This window comes from Mycobacterium sp. E183, assembly GCF_001667735.1.
Lineage (GTDB): Bacteria > Actinomycetota > Actinomycetes > Mycobacteriales > Mycobacteriaceae > Mycobacterium.
Window position 1 is genome coordinate 1 of the sequence record NZ_LZJN01000185.1, and the last position, 18177, is coordinate 18177.

General features: G+C 68.1%; 21 protein-coding genes. 10 read left to right on the forward strand and 11 right to left on the reverse strand.

Going from position 1 to position 18177, the window contains the following annotated elements; genetic code table 11:
* From A5691_RS27590 to A5691_RS21895, 4 genes are all read right to left on the reverse strand, one after another.
* Positions 1-454 (reverse strand): C40 family peptidase (locus A5691_RS27590; RefSeq protein WP_231982310.1); only part of this gene is annotated, 454 nt, incomplete at its 3' end.
* A 139-nt stretch (positions 455-593) separates the two neighbouring features.
* Positions 594-953 carry a hypothetical protein gene (locus tag A5691_RS21885; RefSeq protein WP_067754922.1) on the reverse strand — a complete coding sequence of 120 codons (360 nt, stop codon included), beginning with the start codon at positions 951-953 and terminating at the stop codon, positions 594-596.
* A 119-nt stretch (positions 954-1072) separates the two neighbouring features.
* A complete protein-coding gene (locus tag A5691_RS21890) occupies positions 1073-1471 on the reverse strand; it encodes a VOC family protein (protein WP_067754924.1) in 399 nt (132 codons plus the stop codon).
* 70 nt (positions 1472-1541) lie between these two features.
* Positions 1542-1865: a hypothetical protein gene (locus A5691_RS21895; RefSeq protein ID WP_156670102.1), complete on the reverse strand. Its 324-nt coding sequence runs from the start codon at positions 1863-1865 to the stop codon at positions 1542-1544.
* A gap of 124 nt (positions 1866-1989) precedes the next feature.
* Between A5691_RS21895 and A5691_RS21900 the strand changes: the two genes are divergently transcribed.
* Positions 1990-2484, forward strand: a complete 495-nt coding sequence (locus A5691_RS21900) for a nitroreductase family deazaflavin-dependent oxidoreductase (protein ID WP_067754930.1) — start codon at positions 1990-1992, stop codon at positions 2482-2484.
* Between the two features lie 37 nt (positions 2485-2521).
* On the opposite strand, the gene A5691_RS21905 is transcribed toward A5691_RS21900, so the two are convergent.
* From A5691_RS21905 to ychF, 3 genes are all read right to left on the reverse strand, one after another.
* The gene (locus A5691_RS21905) at positions 2522-3046 is read right to left on the reverse strand and encodes a monooxygenase family protein (RefSeq protein WP_067754933.1); all 525 of its coding nucleotides are present in this window, start codon (positions 3044-3046) and stop codon (positions 2522-2524) included.
* 83 nt (positions 3047-3129) lie between these two features.
* Entirely contained in the window at positions 3130-3651 is a 522-nt protein-coding gene (locus A5691_RS21910; protein WP_231978265.1) for an SRPBCC family protein, read from the reverse strand.
* Complete coding sequence (gene ychF / locus A5691_RS21915) at positions 3617-4690, reverse strand: redox-regulated ATPase YchF (protein ID WP_067754938.1); 1074 nt, start codon at positions 4688-4690, stop codon at positions 3617-3619. Before ychF ends, A5691_RS21910 begins: the two co-directional genes overlap by 35 nt.
* A gap of 141 nt (positions 4691-4831) precedes the next feature.
* Here ychF and A5691_RS21920 point away from each other — a divergent pair, with 141 nt between their 5' ends.
* Positions 4832-6013, forward strand: coding sequence for a DUF6542 domain-containing protein (locus tag A5691_RS21920; RefSeq protein ID WP_197694410.1), 1182 nt, complete (start codon positions 4832-4834; stop codon positions 6011-6013).
* Positions 6014-6036: 23 nt separating this feature from the next.
* Here A5691_RS21920 and A5691_RS21925 read toward each other — a convergent pair whose 3' ends face one another.
* Positions 6037-7035, reverse strand: coding sequence for a 4-hydroxy-3-methylbut-2-enyl diphosphate reductase (locus A5691_RS21925; RefSeq protein ID WP_067754944.1), 999 nt, complete (start codon positions 7033-7035; stop codon positions 6037-6039).
* Between the two features lie 88 nt (positions 7036-7123).
* Here A5691_RS21925 and A5691_RS21930 point away from each other — a divergent pair, with 88 nt between their 5' ends.
* From A5691_RS21930 to A5691_RS21950, 5 genes are all read left to right on the forward strand, one after another.
* Positions 7124-7711, forward strand: coding sequence for a lipid droplet-associated protein (locus A5691_RS21930; protein ID WP_067754946.1), 588 nt, complete (start codon positions 7124-7126; stop codon positions 7709-7711).
* Positions 7708-8958, forward strand: coding sequence for an exodeoxyribonuclease VII large subunit (xseA, locus tag A5691_RS21935; RefSeq protein ID WP_067754949.1), 1251 nt, complete (start codon positions 7708-7710; stop codon positions 8956-8958). Before A5691_RS21930 ends, xseA begins: the two co-directional genes overlap by 4 nt.
* Positions 8948-9184, forward strand: coding sequence for an exodeoxyribonuclease VII small subunit (locus A5691_RS21940; protein ID WP_067754952.1), 237 nt, complete (start codon positions 8948-8950; stop codon positions 9182-9184). The genes xseA and A5691_RS21940 overlap by 11 nt, the downstream gene beginning before the upstream one ends.
* Positions 9185-9246: 62 nt before the next feature.
* Positions 9247-10365, forward strand: coding sequence for an NAD-dependent epimerase/dehydratase family protein (locus A5691_RS21945; RefSeq protein ID WP_067779865.1), 1119 nt, complete (start codon positions 9247-9249; stop codon positions 10363-10365).
* An 85-nt stretch (positions 10366-10450) separates the two neighbouring features.
* Positions 10451-11596: an AI-2E family transporter gene (locus tag A5691_RS21950; protein WP_067748619.1), complete on the forward strand. Its 1146-nt coding sequence runs from the start codon at positions 10451-10453 to the stop codon at positions 11594-11596.
* Between the two features lie 9 nt (positions 11597-11605).
* Here A5691_RS21950 and A5691_RS21955 read toward each other — a convergent pair whose 3' ends face one another.
* The 3 genes from A5691_RS21955 to A5691_RS21965 are packed head-to-tail and all read right to left on the reverse strand — an operon-like array spanning position 11606 to position 14660.
* Entirely contained in the window at positions 11606-13147 is a 1542-nt protein-coding gene (locus tag A5691_RS21955) for a carboxylesterase/lipase family protein (RefSeq protein ID WP_067748623.1), read from the reverse strand.
* A 15-nt stretch (positions 13148-13162) separates the two neighbouring features.
* Positions 13163-13960 carry a dienelactone hydrolase family protein gene (locus A5691_RS21960; RefSeq protein ID WP_067748625.1) on the reverse strand — a complete coding sequence of 266 codons (798 nt, stop codon included), beginning with the start codon at positions 13958-13960 and terminating at the stop codon, positions 13163-13165.
* Between the two features lie 13 nt (positions 13961-13973).
* Positions 13974-14660, reverse strand: coding sequence for a DUF4245 domain-containing protein (locus A5691_RS21965; protein ID WP_068016819.1), 687 nt, complete (start codon positions 14658-14660; stop codon positions 13974-13976).
* A 55-nt stretch (positions 14661-14715) separates the two neighbouring features.
* On the opposite strand from A5691_RS21965, the gene glpX reads away from it, so the two are divergent.
* The 3 genes from glpX to A5691_RS21980 are packed head-to-tail and all read left to right on the forward strand — an operon-like array spanning position 14716 to position 18164.
* Entirely contained in the window at positions 14716-15768 is a 1053-nt protein-coding gene (gene glpX, locus A5691_RS21970) for a class II fructose-bisphosphatase (RefSeq protein WP_067759136.1), read from the forward strand.
* Positions 15769-15794: 26 nt separating this feature from the next.
* Positions 15795-17207 (forward strand): class II fumarate hydratase, encoded by a 1413-nt coding sequence (locus tag A5691_RS21975; RefSeq protein ID WP_067759143.1) that lies wholly within the window; start codon positions 15795-15797, stop codon positions 17205-17207.
* Positions 17208-17222: 15 nt separating this feature from the next.
* On the forward strand, positions 17223-18164 hold the full coding sequence (locus A5691_RS21980; protein ID WP_068016823.1) for a hypothetical protein: 942 nt from the start codon (positions 17223-17225) through the stop codon (positions 18162-18164).
* The last annotated feature ends 13 nt before the right edge of the window (positions 18165-18177 follow it).

The following is an 18177-nucleotide window of genomic DNA, read 5'->3' on the forward strand; positions in this document are numbered from 1 at the left end:
CCAGGTCGGGGCGTTCCACCTCCGCCCAGTCCGCGAGATCCTCGATCGAACCGCGTACGGCGGCCCCGAAGCCCTCCCCATCCGGCGGCATCGGCAGGAACATGTGGTGCGTGAACCCGGCCTGGTAGGCGCCAGCACCACCGATGTGCACGCCGCCGCGCTCACCACTGGCCACTGGGGTGCCGTCCGGCAGTGTCGCGGCCGTGTGGCCGCCGTTCCATCCGATCACTAGGGCGTTGGGGGCGGTCCCGTACTGGAAACCCCGCGCCAATAACGCCGCTTCTTCGTTTCCGGTGTTGAACCGGTTGCCGAAGACTGGCCTGTCGGATGCTGCGTTGGCAACCCACGAAACGAGTCCTGAGCAATCCGTCCCAGCGGGAGAATCGCCACCCGGAATATAGGGCGTCCCGGAAACCTGATTAATCAATGACATCAATGTTGCAAGTACTACCATGGCCGGGGACGCTAGCAATAACGGTTATTGTTCGCCAAAATTTGTGGCCTACGTCATTCGCAATGCGGACAATGGCGTCCGCCGCACTTATAGCAAACGCAGTGCTGGCCGAGATTCGGCCGCCAGCAAACGCGTGGCCTCAGGTGTAGTCGGGCCCGCGTTCGGTTTGCGCCATCTCCCGGTCGACGTCGGCTTGCTCTCGCCGGGCCGTCGCATCCGTGCGCATCGCCTGTTCGGCCAGGCGCCCGCGTCGGGCACGCTCACGCTCTTCCACCGAGCCCTCGCGTTCGTCCGCGCGCCGCTCCCGCTCGTCTGCTTGACGCTCGCGATCGTCCGCGATTCGGTCTCGCTGGTCGGCGAGCCGATCTCGTCTACCGGCCAGCCACTCGCGCCTTCTGATTTCGGCCTCGCGCTCGTCAAGCGCCTCCTCGCGCTTATCGAGCGCCTCGGCCTGGCGTTCGAGTTCTCCGGATGTTTCGGGGCTGTCCCCAGCGGCCACGAGCTAAACCATAACGCCGCGGGGGACCCCGCGCACGGGTGTTCGGTGCGCATGGGCCGACACTGTCTCACCCCATCGGCTCAGTCGCTATCGTCGCATCGAATTTATCTGTGCGCCAGTCAAATTCCGAACTTGGCGCGAGCCTCGTCGGTGACCGGGGTGAACAGGTTGACGAGGTTCCCGTCCGGGTCCCGGAACAGCAGTGCGCGGTTTCCCCAGGGCATGGTGGTCGGCTCGGTCACGACCTCGCCCACGTGTTCGCGCAGCCGCTCGTATTGCGCGTCGACGTCGTCGACCAGGAATTCCACGATCGCGCTGCGGTTGGCCGCGGCTTCGGCGGATCCGGCGCCAAACAGCGGCACGGTCTTGTCGCTGCCGATCGCCAGCGTGCCAACCGGCGTCGGGATCTCGGCGAAAAGCTCGTTGCCCCACACCGCGGGAACCTCGGTGACCGCCTCGTAGAAATCGACGAGCCGGCCGACGTCGGCGGTGATGATGCGGGTCGAGACGAATTTCATGAGCCCTCCTGGCTGCGGTGACGCGACCAGGGCATGCTACGAGGCACCTCCGACAGGCGGGGCGGCCCGACTAGACCGGGGTCCAGATTCCGTTGTTCCAAAATCCCCAGTTGCCCGGGCCGGTCGGGTTCCACATCAGTTTGGCCCCGGGCGCCCACGACGGCGGGGGCGGTGACGGCGGCGCCCATATCGGTGCCGGCCCCCACGGTCCCGCGCCCGTCGGGAAACTTTGGCCCGCCGGGCCCTGCCAGTCGTGGCACGTACCCCAGTCCCAGTCGTAAACGGTGCCCCAGCTCGGATCCCAGGCAGTGCCCGGGCACCAGTGCGAGGTCGGGGCCGCGTGTGCGACGCCGCCGGCCAGCGCGAGCGCGGACAACACCAAGGTGCCGCCCATCAAGCTTTGCCCCAACCGCCGGACGCACGACCTCACGCGTTCACCCATCCCTAGAGCATTTCCCCGGAGCGGAATCCAAGCAAGCCCCAAACTTTGCCCCGGCTAAGCCCAGTATGGTCGGGAGATGCCGCTGAGGTACGTGGACCCGCACAAGCGCCGGGGCCCGCTGTATCGGGCGAGCGTTCGTTTCGGACGTTCGCGGGCGGGGCAGTTCATGGCCCGCCACATCGCACGCCATACCGATCCATACCTGTTCCGCCTCACGGGAGGGCGGGTCAACATGGGCTCGATCATCAACGCGCCGCTCGTCACCACCGGCGCGAAGTCCGGCCAGAAGCGCGAGGTGCAACTCACCTACTTCCATGACGGTCCCGACGTCATCCTGCTGGCCTCCAACTTCGGCGGCACCAAACACCCGCAGTGGTACCACAACTTGAAGGCGCATCCGGACTGCGAATTCGGCGGCGAGCGCTTCACCGCGCGGCAGGTCACCGATCCCGACGAATACGCCCGTTTATTCGAATTGGCTAACCGGATCTACTCGGGATACGCCGAGTACCGGGACAAAGCGGCGCCCGCGGGCCGCGACATCCCGATCTTCCGGCTCAAGCCGCGCTGAATACGTTGTGCCCCTGGGCGTTACAGACGGAAGCCGTTTACGAGTGCAGCGTGTCGCCCTGCGCCCGGTAATAGTCGGCCTCCGGAACGACGGGTGTCGCGGCGGGCGTCTCGGTCCGGCCTGCCCGCGTCCGAGACGAGAACCGTGCGCCCCGGGCCGGTTTCACTGGAGCGAACCGCGCCATGCCGAGCTGGGGCGTGTCATCGTAAATCGCCTCCATGCCGCCGCTCATCAGATACGCCTCGTGCCAGAAGCCGGTGCCGCCGGAGTCTTTCAGGAACTGTTGCCACCACTGCCGATGCGGCTCCGAGCGAGTCCACCGCTCCAGGCTGTCCAGGTCGCGCCAGTACTGCCGCATGCCAAGATGCGGGGGAAGCAATGACCAGACGAGGTCTTCGTGCAACAAGAGGCCGTCGGGTTGCCGCTTCCACGACTGACGAATCTGGGGACCGAGGCCCAGCATCCGCAGCAGTCCGCGGGGCCGCCGCACCCTCATCCCGAGATACACCACCACCAGGTCGGGGTACTCGGTGAGATCCACCGTCTGCCGATCGACTGCCATCCCGACCTCCGGTCAAGCCCCCGAGACGCGTGATTCGACTGTCGCATCGTGCATGCGGAATGGCAACACGACGTCGTCGCCACTCACGTCCCCGACGTGAGATAGGCCGCGAGATTGGCCAACGACGACCGCAGTCCTTCAAGATGGTCTTCAGCGGAAATGCCCGGCGGGACATTGTCGGCGCGGATTTCAACACGGGTGCTGCCGGCGCTCAGCGCTGTGACCGCCCACGTCATGGTCATCGTCCCCGCGAACGAGGGGTCGTCGGATTCGAAGTCGACGGCCTGCACGACCCGGTCGCCAGGCACGATCTCGACGAACCGACCATCCACGACATCAGAGTCGTCGCTTGACTTGCCGCCCGACGCGGGCGGCTCGGCATAGGTCAGCCTCATCCGGTAAGACCCGCCCGGGCGGGCGTCGAAATGATCGAACCTCCCGGACATCCCTTGCGGCGGAAGCCATTCGACGAGCGCCTGCGGTTCCACCAGCGCGGCATACACCTGATTCAGTGGGGCAGCGATCACCACCGAGGCGGTATCTGTTCGTCCCATGACGCCAGTGTTCCCGCTAGACGTTGAACCGGAATTCGACCACGTCGCCATCTGCCATGACGTAGTCCTTACCTTCCATCCGGACCTTGCCGGCCGCCTTGGCCGCCGCCATGGAGCCGGCGCCGATCAGGTCGTCGTAGGACACGATCTCGGCCTTGATGAAGCCCTTTTCGAAGTCGGTGTGGATCACCCCGGCCGCCTTCGGCGCGGTGTCGCCCTGGTGGATCACCCACGCCCGCGCCTCTTTTGGGCCCGCGGTGAGGAAGGTCTGCAGCTTAAGGGTGTGAAAGCCGGCGCGGGCCAGGGCGTCGAGCCCGCGCTCGGTCTGCCCGATGGACTCCAGCAGTTCGGCGGCCGACTCGTCGTCGAGCTCATTCAGCTCGGCCTCGATGGCCGCGTCCAGGAATACCGCGTCGGCGGGAGCCACCAGCTGGCGCAGCTCGGCGATCCGCGCCGCGTCGGTCAGCACCGCCTCGTCGGCGTTGAAGACGTACAGAAAAGGCTTGGTGGTCAACAGGTTCAGCTCGCGCAGCAGCGACGTGTCCGCCCCGGCGCCGAACAGCGTCTTGCCGGCGTTCAGCGTCTCCTGGGCGGCGACGGCCGCGTCGTACACCGGCCTGCGGTCCTTGCTGGTGCGGGCTTCCTTCTCCAGCCGCGGTACAGCGCGCTCCAGCGTCTGCATGTCGGCCAGGATCAGCTCGGTCTCGACGACCTCGATATCCGATCTGGGATCCACCTCACCGGCCACGTGGGTCACATCGTCGTCGGAGAACACCCGCACCACCTGGCAGATGGCGTCGCATTCGCGGATGTGGGCCAGGAACTTGTTGCCCAGGCCCGCCCCCTCGGACGCGCCTTTGACCAAGCCGGCGATGTCGACGAATGTCACAGGCGCCGGCACGATGCGCTCGGACCCGAACAGCTCGGCCAGTTTGTCCAGCCGCGGATCGGGCAGCGGAACGACGCCCTCGTTCGGTTCGATCGTGGCGAACGGATAGTTGGCCGCCACCACGTCGTTGCGGGTCAGCGCGTTGAACAGAGTCGATTTGCCGACATTCGGCAGACCCACGATTCCCAGGCTCAGGCTCACAGGGACCCAAGTCTAGGGGTCGGCGACCCCGCGGGTTGCCGTGGACCTTTCGAGCGCCTCCCAGCCTCCGGGGCGTGGCACGCCCGGGATCGCTACAAGGTATTTACGGGGCTTTCGCCCCATTGCCGGTACGGTCAACATGTGTCAGGACAGCGGGCAACCTCGACGGTGGAAGCCTCCCACCGGTCGATCCACCCAAATATCCCAGGTGTGCCGTGGTATGCCGCCCTGCTCCTCGCCGTCACCGCCACCGCGATCGGATACGGAATCGACTCCGGCCACAAGGAGCTGACGCACGTCTTCGCGGGCTTCTATATAGCCGGCTGCGTGGCGGCGGTGCTCGCGGTGCGCCAGGACGGGCTGTTCACCGCGATCATCCAGCCCCCGTTGATACTTTTCGTCGCGGTGCCCGGCGCGTACTGGCTGTTCCACGACGCCAAGGTCGGCCATCTCAAGGATCTGCTGATCAACTGCGGCTATCCGCTCATCGAGCGGTTCCCGCTGATGCTGGGAACCGCCGGGGTAGTGCTGCTGATCGGGCTGGTCAGATGGTATTTCGGCATGTCGCAGCGGCCGACCGCGGAGGCGCCCGCCCCGGACGACGCGCAATCCGCCGACTCCAAGTCCGTCCTCGGCGGCCTCGCCGCCAAATTGCAGGCGATTCTGCGTCCCGAATCCGGGGAGCACGACGCCGACGAGGCGGCGCCCGCCAAGGGGCGGCGCAGCCGCGGGGCCGGTTCCTCGGCGCGGGCCCGCCGGACGGCGCGCGGCGATCGGTCCACCGCCCGCTCCGCCCGAACCCATTCCCGGCGCTCGCGGGAACCGCTGGATGAGACCGCCGAACCGGGCGAGCGGCGCAGCCGGAAGGGCTCGGCGGCCGCCAGGGACTACGACCCCGCAGAACCTCCCCGCCGGTCGCGCCGGCGCCCCCGGCCGGAGGCCGATCCGGACCCGCGTGGCCAGTCGACCCGTGAAGGCCGCCGGGAGCCGCGCACCCGGCGCAACCCCTACGAGCGGCCCTACGAGCCGCCTTACGAGCGGCCCGCACCGCGGAGCAGCCGTTTCGGGGATCCTTACGACCTGTCCGGAGAGCAGTTCGGCCGGTTCGACAGCTACGACCGGTATGAGCCGGCGCACGAGCCGAGGCGACGCCGCCCCACGCCGAACGGCAACGGCGGGACGCATCATCCCATCTCGCAGGTGCGCTACCGCGACGCGGGCGACGAGCCCGCGGCGGAGCGTCGCCCTGACCGCCGGAATCGCTCACGGGCGTATGGCCGGCCTCAGCGACCCCCGATGGAGTCCTGGGAATACGACGGCTGAGCGCCATCCGGCGCCCGACTACGTCAGAGCAGTGACCGGATCTCGCGCGGTAGGGCGAACACCAGGGTTTCCTGCGCCGTCGTAACGGGCTGCACCACGTCGTAGCCGTGATCGGCCAGCCGCTCCAGCACGCCGCGCACCAAGACCTCGGGGACCGACGCACCGGAGGTCACGCCCACGGTGGTCACCCCCTCCAGCCAAGCCGGGTCGATGTCGTCGGCCCAGTCGACCAGGTGGGCGGCCGCGGCGCCGCCGCCCAGCGCCACCTCGACCAGGCGCACCGAGTTCGACGAATTCCGCGACCCCACGACGATCACCAGCTGGCACTCCGGCGCCATCGCCTTGACGGCGACCTGCCGGTTCTGCGTCGCGTAACAAATGTCGTCGCTGGGCGGATCCTGCAGCTTCGGGAACCGCTGCCGCAGCCGGTCGACGATTTCCATCGTCTCGTCGACCGACAGCGTGGTCTGTGAGAGCCAGACCACCTTGTTCTCGTCGCGCACCGTCACGTTGTCGACGGCGGCCACCCCGTCCACCAGCTGCACGTGGTCGGGGGCTTCCCCAGAGGTGCCGATGACCTCCTCGTGACCCTCGTGGCCGATCAGCAGGATGTCGTAGTCATTGCGGGCGAATCGCCTGGCCTCGTTGTGCACCTTGGTCACCAGCGGGCACGTGGCGTCGATGGTGTGCAGGTTGCGTTCGGCGGCCGCGGCGTACACCGTCGGCGCGACCCCGTGCGCGGAGAACACCACGATGGACCCCTCGGGCACCTCGTCGGTCTCCTCGACGAACACGGCGCCGGCCTGCTCCAGCGTGTTCACCACGTGCCGGTTGTGCACGATCTCATGGCGCACATACACCGGGGCGCCGTGCTTTTCCAGCGCGCGTTCGACCGTCTCAACGGCCCGGTCAACGCCCGCGCAGTAACCACGCGGCTCGGCCAGAAGCACTCGCTTGCGGGCCGGATCGCTGGCTACCGAGCTGGACGCGCCGGGAATCCCCATGTCAACAGTCGGCGGCATGACACCAGGGTACGTTCTGCCGGCACGGGCTTGCCAGCTCGCGCCGGCGGGCTTGGAGTTAGCGGTCGCTTAAGGCAATCTTGGACCCATGGCTACTGCACCGTATGGAGTTCGGCTACTGGTCGGCGCGGCGACAGTCGCCGTCGAGGAGACCATGAAGCTGCCGAAAACCATCCTGATGTACCCCATGACCTTGGCCAGTCAGGCGGCGCACCTTGTGATGCGATTTCAGCAGAACCTCGCCGAGCTGGCGATCAAGGGCGACAGCACCCTGGAGAACATCTTTCCGCCGAAGGACGAGCAGCCGGAATGGGCGACCTTCGACGAGGACCTGCCCGACGCGGTCGAGGCGCCCGGCCCGGCCGAGGGCGGTGTCGCCGACGGCGATCGCCGCACCGAGGGACGGTTCGCGCTGTACTCGCTCGCCGACGCCGCGTCCGATGCCGCGCCCTTGAAACAGGGCAGGAAATCCTCGGACGCGCCGTCGGTTCCGCAACCGTCGGTCGTCGCCGAGCTGGACTACGCGACCCTGACGCTGGCGCAGCTGCGGGCCCGCCTGCAGTCCCTGAGCGTCGACGAACTCGAAGCCCTGCTGGCCTACGAGCAGGCCACGAAGGCCCGCGCGCCTTTTCAGACGCTGCTGGCCAACAGGATCACCCGCGCGAACGCGAAGTGACCCCGGCCGCACAGTCCGAACCGAACTCCGCCGAGAACCCGTTTCCGGTGCGCGCGGTGGCCATTCGCGTCGCGGGCTGGATCGACAAGCTCGGCACGGTATGGGTCGAGGGCCAACTCGCCCAGATCAGCGCCCGGGCCGACTCCAAGACGGTGTTCATGGTGTTGCGTGACCCGGCCGCCGACATGTCGCTGACCGTGACCTGTTCGCGCGACCTGGTGGCCAACGCACCGGTAAAGCTGGCCGAGGGCACGCAGGTGGTGGTCTGCGGCAAGCCCTCCTTCTACACCGGTCGCGGCACATTCTCGTTGCGGCTCAGCGAGATTCGCGCCGTCGGCGTCGGCGAGCTGCTGGCGCGCATCGATCGGCTGCGCCGGCTGTTGGACGCCGAAGGGCTCTTCGATCCCCGGCTCAAGCGGCCAATCCCCTTCCTGCCCAACATGATCGGCCTCATCACCGGGCGGGCTAGCGCCGCCGAGCGCGACGTGACGACGGTGGCCACCGGACGCTGGCCCGGCGTCCGGTTCGCGGTGCGCAACACCGCGGTGCAGGGCCCCAACGCGGTGGCGCAGATCGTCGAGGCGCTGTACGAACTCGACCGCCACGGCGAGGTCGACGTCATCGTGGTCGCCCGCGGCGGTGGCAGCGTGGAGGACCTGCTGCCGTTCTCGGACGAGACGCTGTGCCGCGCGATCGCGGCGTGCCGCACCCCGGTGATCAGCGCCGTCGGCCACGAACCCGACAACCCGCTGTGCGACCTGGTCGCCGACCTGCGTGCGGCCACCCCCACCGACGCGGCCAAGAAGGTGGTTCCCGACACCGCCGCCGAGCTCCGGCTGATCGACGACTTGCGCCGGCGCAGCGCGCAGGCGCTGCGCAGCTGGGTGTCTCGCGAACAACGCGCGCTCGCCCAGATCCGCAGCCGGCCGGTGCTCGCCGAACCGCTGACGGCACTGACGGCACGCGCCGAGGAGATCCACCGCGCCCGGTCGGCGATACGCCGCGACGTCACCCGGCTGGCCGCCGCCGAGACGGAGCGCGTCGGCCACCTCAGCGCGCGGCTGGCGACCCTGGGCCCCGCGGCCACGCTGGCCCGCGGCTACGCGGTGGTGCAGGCGGTCCCCGACTCCGGGCCCCCGGTGGTGCTGCGGTCGGTCTCCGGCGCGCCGGCGGGCAGCCGGCTGCGGGTGCGGGTTGCCGACGGCGCGATCGCCGCGGTGAGCGAAGGGCAGACCGATGACCGCTGAAGAGGAGCATTCAATTACACCTATTAGTCAACTCGGCTACGAGGCGTGCCGGGATGAACTGATCGAGGTCGTGCGCCTCCTGGAGCAGGGCGGCCTGGACCTGGATGCATCGCTGAAGTTGTGGGAAAGAGGCGAAGAGCTGGCGAAGCGTTGCGAAGAGCATTTAGCTGGGGCTCGCAAGCGCATCGAGGATGCACTGGCGGCCAGCCAGGCGGAAGACGCCTGAATTGGGCCACTCTAGGGAAGCCGAGACGATGATCTTGTTCGAAATTGGAACACGTTTCAGTTATGCTTCGGGCCATGGCTGATCCGACACTGACCACCGAACTCGGCCGCGTCCTGGTAACCGGCGGCTCCGGCTTCGTCGGCGCCAACCTGGTCACCACCCTCCTGGACCGCGGATACCGGGTGCGTTCGTTCGACCGCGCGCCGTCGCCGCTTCCGGAGCACCCGCAACTGGAGGTGCTCGAGGGCGACATCACCGACACCGCCGTCTGCGCCCAGGCGGTGGACGGTATCGACACCGTCTTTCACACCGCGGCCATCATCGAGCTGATGGGCGGCGCGTCGGTGACCGACGCGTACCGGCAGCGCAGCTTCGCCGTGAACGTCGGCGGCACCGAGAACCTGGTGCACGCCGGACAGGCGGCGGGCGTGAAGCGATTCGTCTATACGTCGTCCAACAGCGTCGTGATGGGCGGCCAGAACATTCCCGGCGGCGACGAGACGCTGCCCTACACCACCCGGTTCAACGACCTCTACACCGAGACGAAGGTGGTCGCGGAGCGGTTCGTGCTGTCGCAGAACGACATTGGCGGCATGCTCACGTGTGCGATTCGCCCCAGCGGGATCTGGGGGCGCGGCGACCAGACGATGTTCCGCAAACTTTTCGAAAGCGTGATCGCCGGCCACGTCAAGGTGCTTATCGGCCGCAAATCGGCCCGCCTGGATAACTCCTACGTGCACAACCTGATTCACGGTTTCATCCTGGCCGCCCAGCACCTGGTCCCCGGCGGCACGGCACCGGGTCAGGCGTATTTCATCAACGACGGCGAACCGATCAACATGTTCGAGTTCGCCCGGCCGGTGGTCGAGGCGTGCGGCGCCAATTGGCCCCGCGTGCGGGTGAACGGCCCGATGGTGCGCGTGGCGATGACCGGTTGGCAGCGGCTGCATTTCCGCTTCGGCATCCCGGCGCCGCTGCTCGAGCCGCTGGCCGTCGAGCGGCTTTATCTGGACAACTACTTCTCGATCGCCAAGGCGCGCCGTGACCTCGGCTATGAACCCCTGTTCACCACCGAACAGGCGATGTCGCAATGCCTCCCGTACTACGTCGACATGTTCCAGCGCATGAAAAGCCAAGCGGACGTTGGGTCCCCGAAGCCGGCGGTCGGCGGGGGGCAGTGAGTTCGCTTGCGCGGACGCTGACGAAACCACCGCGCCGGGGCTAAAGTTCCCTCAGCGGCGACGACGCGGAGGGCGGCCCGGTGGCATGAATACCGAATTCACGCTCAACCAAAAGCGCGCCCTGGCGATCCTGACCGCGATCGCCCTGCTGTTCGGTGCGTACTTCCTGCGCGACTACTTCGTGCTGATCGTCGTGGCCGCGGTAGGGGCCTACCTCTTCACACCGCTGTTCAACTGGTTCAGCAGGCGGCTGGGCACCGGGTTGGCGGCGACCAGCACCCTGTTGTGCGCGCTCGTGGCCGTCGTCGTGCCGATCACGCTCCTGGTGCTCCTGGCGATCGTTCAGATCTCCCGCATGATCGACAGCATCACCGATTGGGTCAAGTCGACGGACCTCAGCGCGCTTGGCGACCGCACACTGCGGGCGGTGAACGAGCTGCTGTCCCGGGTCCCCTTCGCGCACATGACGATAACGACGGAAACCCTGCGCAAGGCGATGGTCACGGTGGGCCGTAATGTCGGTGAATGGGCGCTGCACTTCCTGCAGGGCGCCGTCGGTGGTATCGCAGGCGCGGTCACGTCGGCCATCATCTTCCTGTATGTCTTCGTCGCGCTGCTGGTGCACCGCGAGCGGGTGCGGAGATTGATCGCCGAACTCAACCCCCTCGGCGACGAGGTCACTGATCTGTACCTGGCCAAAGCCGGAGCAATGGTGCGCGGCACCGTCAGCGGCCAGTTCGTGATAGCACTGTGCCAAGGCGTCGCGGGCGCCGCGTCCATCTATGTCGCCGGCTTTCACCACGGATTCTTCATCTTCGCGGTCCTGCTCACCGCGTTGTCGATCATCCCATTGGGCGGCGGGATCGTGACCATCCCCTTCGGCATCGGAATGATCTTCTTCGGCAACATCGCCGGCGGCGCGTTTGTCGTGCTCTGGCACCTCGTCGTGGTCACCAACATCGACAACTTCCTGCGGCCGATCCTCGTTCCGCGTGATGCCCGGCTGAACCCGGCGCTGATGCTGCTGTCGGTGTTCTCGGGCATAGCGATGTTCGGCCCCTGGGGCATCGTCATCGGGCCCGTGCTGATGATCCTCATCGTCACGACCATCGAGGTGTATCTGATGGTGTTCAAGGGCACCGAACCGGACACTCCCGAGCCGCCGCCCGCCCGCCGCAACTGGCTTCGCCGGCAGGCGAAGTCGGGCGCGGCGCAGTCCGGCGCGGACTGACGCCGGCAGTTAGCGGAACCCCACCATCTGGCTGCCCCACGCGGCGCGGATCTTCCCATCGACGTCGTGCGCGACGGTGTCGCTCGCGTCGATGATGAGGCAGGCGCGGTCCGCCTCCCGGTAGGGCCTCCACTCCGGCTCGCCGCCCGGGCCCGCGGGCGTCGACCGCGCGGCGAAGTTGATCCACCGGGTCCGCATTCGCCTGGAGACCGCCTTGGCGGTCTTGCTGCCGCCCAGCTTCAGGGTGGGATCCTTCGGCGCCCCGAGATTGCCCCAGACGTAGGGCAATTCGGTGGCGTGGGCGGCATTGACCAACAGCAGCTTCAGTAGCGGGGTCGCATAATCGAATCGGTACAGGTAGACCGGTGCCACCTTGCTGTGCCCCTCGGCCAGCCAGACCGACGGCATCCGGAACCCGACATCTGTCGCGATGCTCAAACTCCTTGCCCTGCGCCGCAGCCGGGAATAGGTCAGTCCGATCTGCTCGTCGGTCGGCAATTGCAGGTCCGGTTGTTCGGCCGCGATCTGGTCGAACATCGACGTGATCGCGCGAGGCGTGATCGGCATCAGCCGCGAACGCATCAATCGGAAAAGCGCCGCCTCGTGCTTGTTCGTCCCGATGATCAGGGGGACCGGAAGCGAGCGGCCCTCCTGCACGCGCTTGACCGGGTAGTCGTCCAGCAGGTCGCCGTCGATGATCGGGACGAACGCAAGGAGGCCGGGATTGCGCACCGGCACTTCGTCGAAGACCTCTTGGGATGCGGCAAGCAGCACCGCGGTCGGCACGTCGGGCAACCGGTCCGCGTCGACGTCAAGCCTGTCGAGGACGGTTTCTGCGACGCGTTCAGCCCGGCGCCGGTCGTATACCGACGTGGCCGGTGAACTCTGGGCGATCGCGCGGGCGAACAGTCCCTCGGCGGACGGGCTGGCGAGCAGGGTGGTCACGATCCCCGCGCCCGCGGATTCACCGAACAGCGTCACGTTGCGGGGATCACCGCCGAAGGCTGCGATGTTGTCACGCACCCAGCGCAGGGCAGCCAGCACGTCGCGCAGCCCGACGTTGGAGTCGAACCGCCGCCGCGACGTGGTGAACGACGACAAGTCCATGAAACCGAGCGCTCCCACCCGGTAGTTGACCGTGACCACGATGACCTCGCCACCGCCGACCAGCCGGCGCCCGTCGTACAGCGCCTGGCTGCCCGACCCCAGGACGTAAGCGCCCCCGTGCAGCCACACCATCACGGGCTTTCCGTCGCCCGGCTGCGTGCCGGACGATGCCCAGACGTTGAGCCGCAGGCAGTCTTCGCCCTGCGGCGCGCCCAGGTCGAGCGGCATGTTGGGGAAGACCGGCTGCGGGCACGCCGGCCCGTAGCGGGTGGCGTCGGCCACCTCGGTCCACCGTTCGGGGGGCTGCGGCGCCCGGAAACGCAGGGCGCCGACGGGCGGGGCGGCATACCGGATGCCCTTCCACGAGCTCACGCGGCCGTCATCGGCTCCGCGGACGGGACCGAAGGTGGTTTCGACCACGCGGTCTTGGGTGGTAGTCGTCATGCGTGTGGGGCTTTCCTAACCAAGGCGCTGGGTGAGGAACTCGACTACCCGCTTGCGGGCCTCGTACGCCGGCTGGCCGTCCACCTCGCGGACCTCGTCGGTCAGCACCGAATGCGCCATCCTGCCGAAACCGCCGACATTGCCCGGGCTGGAATCGATCTCGATCACCTCGAACGCGTCCCCGAGTCGCTCCTTGAGCACCGCGAAACGCTCGCGCGGCACGGCGCTGTCCTCACTGAACCGCAGACCCATCGCGCACAGGCCGTCGTTGGCGCAGCGATCGGCCACGGTGGCCAGTTCGGATTCGCTGAGGCCGGGATCGCGGCGCCGGGCCCGTCCCAGCGGCAAGGGTACCGAGGGCTGGGAAAGCACCGGGGCCAGGACGGCATCGTCGACGGCGACGGCCAGCGCGAAACCGCCGGTGAAGCATTGGCCGATCACGCCGACGCCCTTGCCCGGGGTCGACGCGTTGAGGTCACGGGCCAGCGCGCGCAGGAACATCGACACCGGCCGCTGCTTGTTCGTCGCGAAGGCCGCGAATTCCTTTGCCACACAAGCGCGGCTGATCGAGGAGGCGATGTAGCCGACCGTCTTGGCTTTGCCCGGCTCGCCGAACAGCGACGGCATCGCGACCGTGAAGCCGTTGTCCACGAGGTGATTGCCCAGGGCCAGCACACCGGGATGGATCCCGGGGATTTCGGGTATCAGCACGACGCCGGGGCCGCTGCCTTTGCGATAGACGTCATGGGTGTAGCCGCCACCGGTGAACGGCGCCACCGACCATCCGGACAGATCCGCTTGGGGTGCAGTCACGCTCGGCCTTCCTTCAGCGCGCCGGTAACGGCGGTTGCGATTGCGTCGCCGAAGCCAGCGTACGGAATTGATCGGTGTCACCGGCACCGGTTATCGCAATCTGGGTGGCTCCGGACGGGCCGGTGAGCCGGGTGGTCCACACCGGCTCGGCGTCCGCCCCGCTTTGGCCGCCGCCGTTGTAGACGACCCAGGTGGTCCCGGCGACGTCGACCGTTCCGGCGGGATAGGCCGACCGGTGGATCGAGCCCACCAGTTTGTCCTCGTCGGCGTTGCTCTGGGTCAGGCTCAGATACATCCCGGTCGGGCTGATGTAGCCGACGGTCGAGGTGGCCGCGTTCACCCGCTGGCCGGTCGCGGGGTCGGCGCGGCCGCCCTGGATCCCGCCCCGGCTGCCGGAGTTGGCCTGCCAGCCGGCGGGCAGCTTGGGCTGCCGGATCGGGAAGCCCAGCGTCGCGGCGTCGGCACGCAGGGCGCCCGACGCGTCGTAGGACGGGACCGCGCCCTGGTGACTGCCGAGCTGGAAGGAGCACATGCCCACCAGGCCGGCCAGCAAGATACAGCCGAGGACCAACGGCATCAGCGACCAGAACATGTCGCGGCCGTCCTGCAGCAACCGCGGTTTGGCCGGCCTGGCAGCAGGTCCGGCCACCGGGGCCGGCTCGCCGGCTACCTCGGCATTCGGCGGCAGCTCTTCGGTCATCCCCCGAGTATCCCAGTTCCAGCAGACCGATCCGCTTCTGGGACAATCACCAACCATGACAGTTGAGGGCGACCGCCCGGCCGGGCGGCCACGTGGTGAAGCCCCGGACCGCAACCTGGCACTGGAACTGGTGCGCGTCACCGAGGCCGGGGCCATGGCCGCGGGCCGCTGGGTGGGCCGCGGTGACAAAGAGGGCGGCGACGGCGCGGCCGTCGACGCCATGCGTGAGCTGGTCAACACCGTGTCGATGCGCGGCGTGGTGGTCATCGGCGAGGGCGAGAAGGACCACGCGCCGATGCTCTACAACGGCGAGGAGGTCGGCAACGGCGACGGGCCGGACTGCGACTTCGCCGTCGACCCGATCGACGGCACCACCCTGATGAGCAAGGGCATGCCCAACGCCATCTCGGTGCTTGCGGTCGCCGACCGCGGCGCGATGTTCGACCCGTCGGCGGTGTTCTACATGAACAAGATCGCCGTCGGGCCCGAGGCCGCCAACGTGCTGGACATCACCGCGCCGATCGCCGAGAACATCAAGGCCGTCGCCAAGGTGAAGGCGCTGTCGGTGCGGGACATGACCGTGTGCATCCTGGACCGGCCGCGGCACGCGCAGCTGATCGAAGACGTCCGGCTGACCGGCGCCCGCATCCGGCTGATCACCGACGGGGATGTCGCGGGCGCGATCTCGGCCTGCCGGCCCGACTCGGGCACCGACATGCTGGCCGGGATCGGCGGCACCCCGGAAGGCATCATCGCCGCCGCCGCGATCCGGTGCATGGGGGGCGCCATCCAGGCGCAGCTGGCGCCGAAGGACGACGAGGAGCGCCAGAAGGCGATCAACGCCGGCCACGACGTCGATCGGGTGCTGACCACCGAGGACCTGGTGTCCGGGGAGAACGTCTTCTTCTGCGCCACCGGCGTCACCAGCGGCGACCTGCTCAAGGGCGTGCAGTACTACCCCGGCGGCTGCACCACGCAGTCGATCGTGATGCGGTCGAAGTCGGGCACCGTGCGCATGATCGAGGCCTACCACCGGCTCTCGAAACTCAACGAGTACTCCGCCATCGACTTCACCGGCGACAGCACTGCCGCCTATCCCCTGCCCTGACCGAAAACCAGCGAGGACTGCAACCTATGGCCGATAGCGCCACCGACACCGAATACCGCATCGAGCACGACACCATGGGCGAGGTCCGGGTGCCCGCAAAGGCGTTGTGGCGCGCGCAGACCCAGCGTGCGGTGGAGAACTTCCCCATTTCGGGCCGCGGACTGGAGCGAACCCAGATCCGCGCGCTGGGCCTGTTGAAGGGCGCCTGCGCGCAGGTCAACAAGGACCTCGGGCTGCTGGCACCGGAGAAGGCGGACGCGATCATCGCCGCGGCGGCCGAGATCGCCGACGGCCGGCACGACGACCAATTCCCCATCGACGTCTTCCAGACCGGTTCGGGCACCAGCTCGAACATGAACACCAACGAGGTGATCGCGAGCATCGCGGCGGCCAACGGCGTCACGGTGCACCCCAACGACGACGTGAACATGTCGCAGTCGTCCAACGACACCTTCCCGACCGCGACCCACATCGCGGCGACCGAGGCCGCGGTGCGCCACCTGATACCGGCGCTCGAGGTGCTGCACGAGGCGCTGGAGAGCAAGGCCCGCGAGTGGCAGACGGTGGTCAAGTCGGGCCGCACGCACCTGATGGACGCCGTCCCGGTGACGCTCGGCCAGGAGTTCAGCGGCTACGCCCGCCAGATCGAAGCCGGCATCGAGCGGGTGCGCGCCACGCTGCCGCGGCTGGGCGAGCTGGCGATCGGTGGCACCGCGGTGGGCACCGGCCTCAACGCCCCCGACGGGTTCGGCGCCAAGGTGGTCGAGACGTTGATCGCCTCCACCGGCCTCAACGAATTGCGCACGGCCACAAATTCTTTCGAGGCACAGGCCGCGCGCGACGGCCTGGTCGAGGCGTCCGGCGCGCTGCGCACCATCGCGGTGTCCTTGACCAAGATCGCCAACGACATCCGCTGGATGGGCTCGGGCCCGCTGACCGGCCTGGCCGAGATCCAGCTGCCGGACCTGCAGCCTGGTAGTTCGATCATGCCGGGCAAGGTGAATCCCGTTCTGCCCGAGGCGGTTACGCAGGTGGCCGCGCAGGTGATCGGCAACGACGCGGCCGTCGCCGTCGGCGGTCTGTCGGGCGCCTTCGAGCTCAACGTCTACATCCCGATGATGGCCCGCAACATCTTGGAATCGTTCAAGCTGCTGACCAACGTATCGAGGCTGTTCGCGGAGCGCTGCATCGTCGGGCTCAAGGCCAACGTCGACCACCTGCGGGAGCTGGCCGAGTCGTCGCCTTCCATCGTGACGCCGTTGAACTCGGCGATCGGCTACGAGGAGGCCGCCGCGGTGGCCAAGCAGGCGCTCAAGGAGCGCAAGACGATCCGCCAGACCGTGATCGACCGCGGGCTGATCGGCGACAAGCTTTCGGAGGAAGAACTCGACCGCCGCCTCGACGTCTTGGCGATGGCCAAGGTCAAGCCGGCGAAGTAGGCGGGTGTTGCAGCGATGACGACTCCCCCCGGCGGCCCCTACGGTCAGGGACCCTACGGAAATCCCTATGGGCAGCAACCCTATTGGGGCGGCCCGCCGCAGGGCGGCCCGCCGCAGGGCGGCCCGCCGCAGGGTGGCCCGCAACCGTACCCGCCGACCGGTCCCTACCCGTACCCGCCCCAGGGCTATCCGCAACCGGGACAGCCATTCCCGCCCGGGCCGTATCCGCCGGGGCCGCCACCGCGCGGACCTGGCTCGAAGCTGCCCTGGCTGATCGTCGGTGGCCTCGTCATCCTGGCCGTCATCGCACTGGTGGCGACCCTGATCGTGATGCGGGGCGGCAGCCACGGCAAGTCCCCGACCGCTGCGCCCTCGACGTCCACCAGCACCAGCAGCCAACCGAGGGGCCAGCAGACCGCCACCGATTGCACCCCGAACGTCTCCGGCGGTGAGATGCCGCGGACCGACTCGATCACGGCCGGCAAGCTCTCGTTCCCGGCGAGCTCGGTGCCGCCCAACTGGACCGTGTTCTCCGACGACCAGAACCCGAACCTGATCGGCGCCGTAGGCGTCGCCCAGGAAGTGCCCGGGGCCAGCCAGTGGATGATGACGGCCGAGGTCGGCGTCACCAACTTCGTCGCCAGCATGGACGTCACCGCGCAGGCGTCGAAGCTGTTGCAGTGCATCGCCAACGGACCCGGCTACGCGAACGCGCAGCCCACACTCGGCCCGGTGAAGTCGTCGTCGATCACGGTCGACGGAACCAAGGCCGCCCGCGCCGACGCCGACATCACGATCGCCGACCCCACCCGCAACGTCAAGGGCGACTCGGTCACGGTGATCACCGTCGACACCAAGCCGGTCACCGCCTTCATCGGCAGCACCCCGATCGGTGACGCCGCGTCGGCGGGCATCATCGGCAAGATCATCGCCGCGCTCAAGGTGAACAAGTCCTGACGCGGTTCCGGCG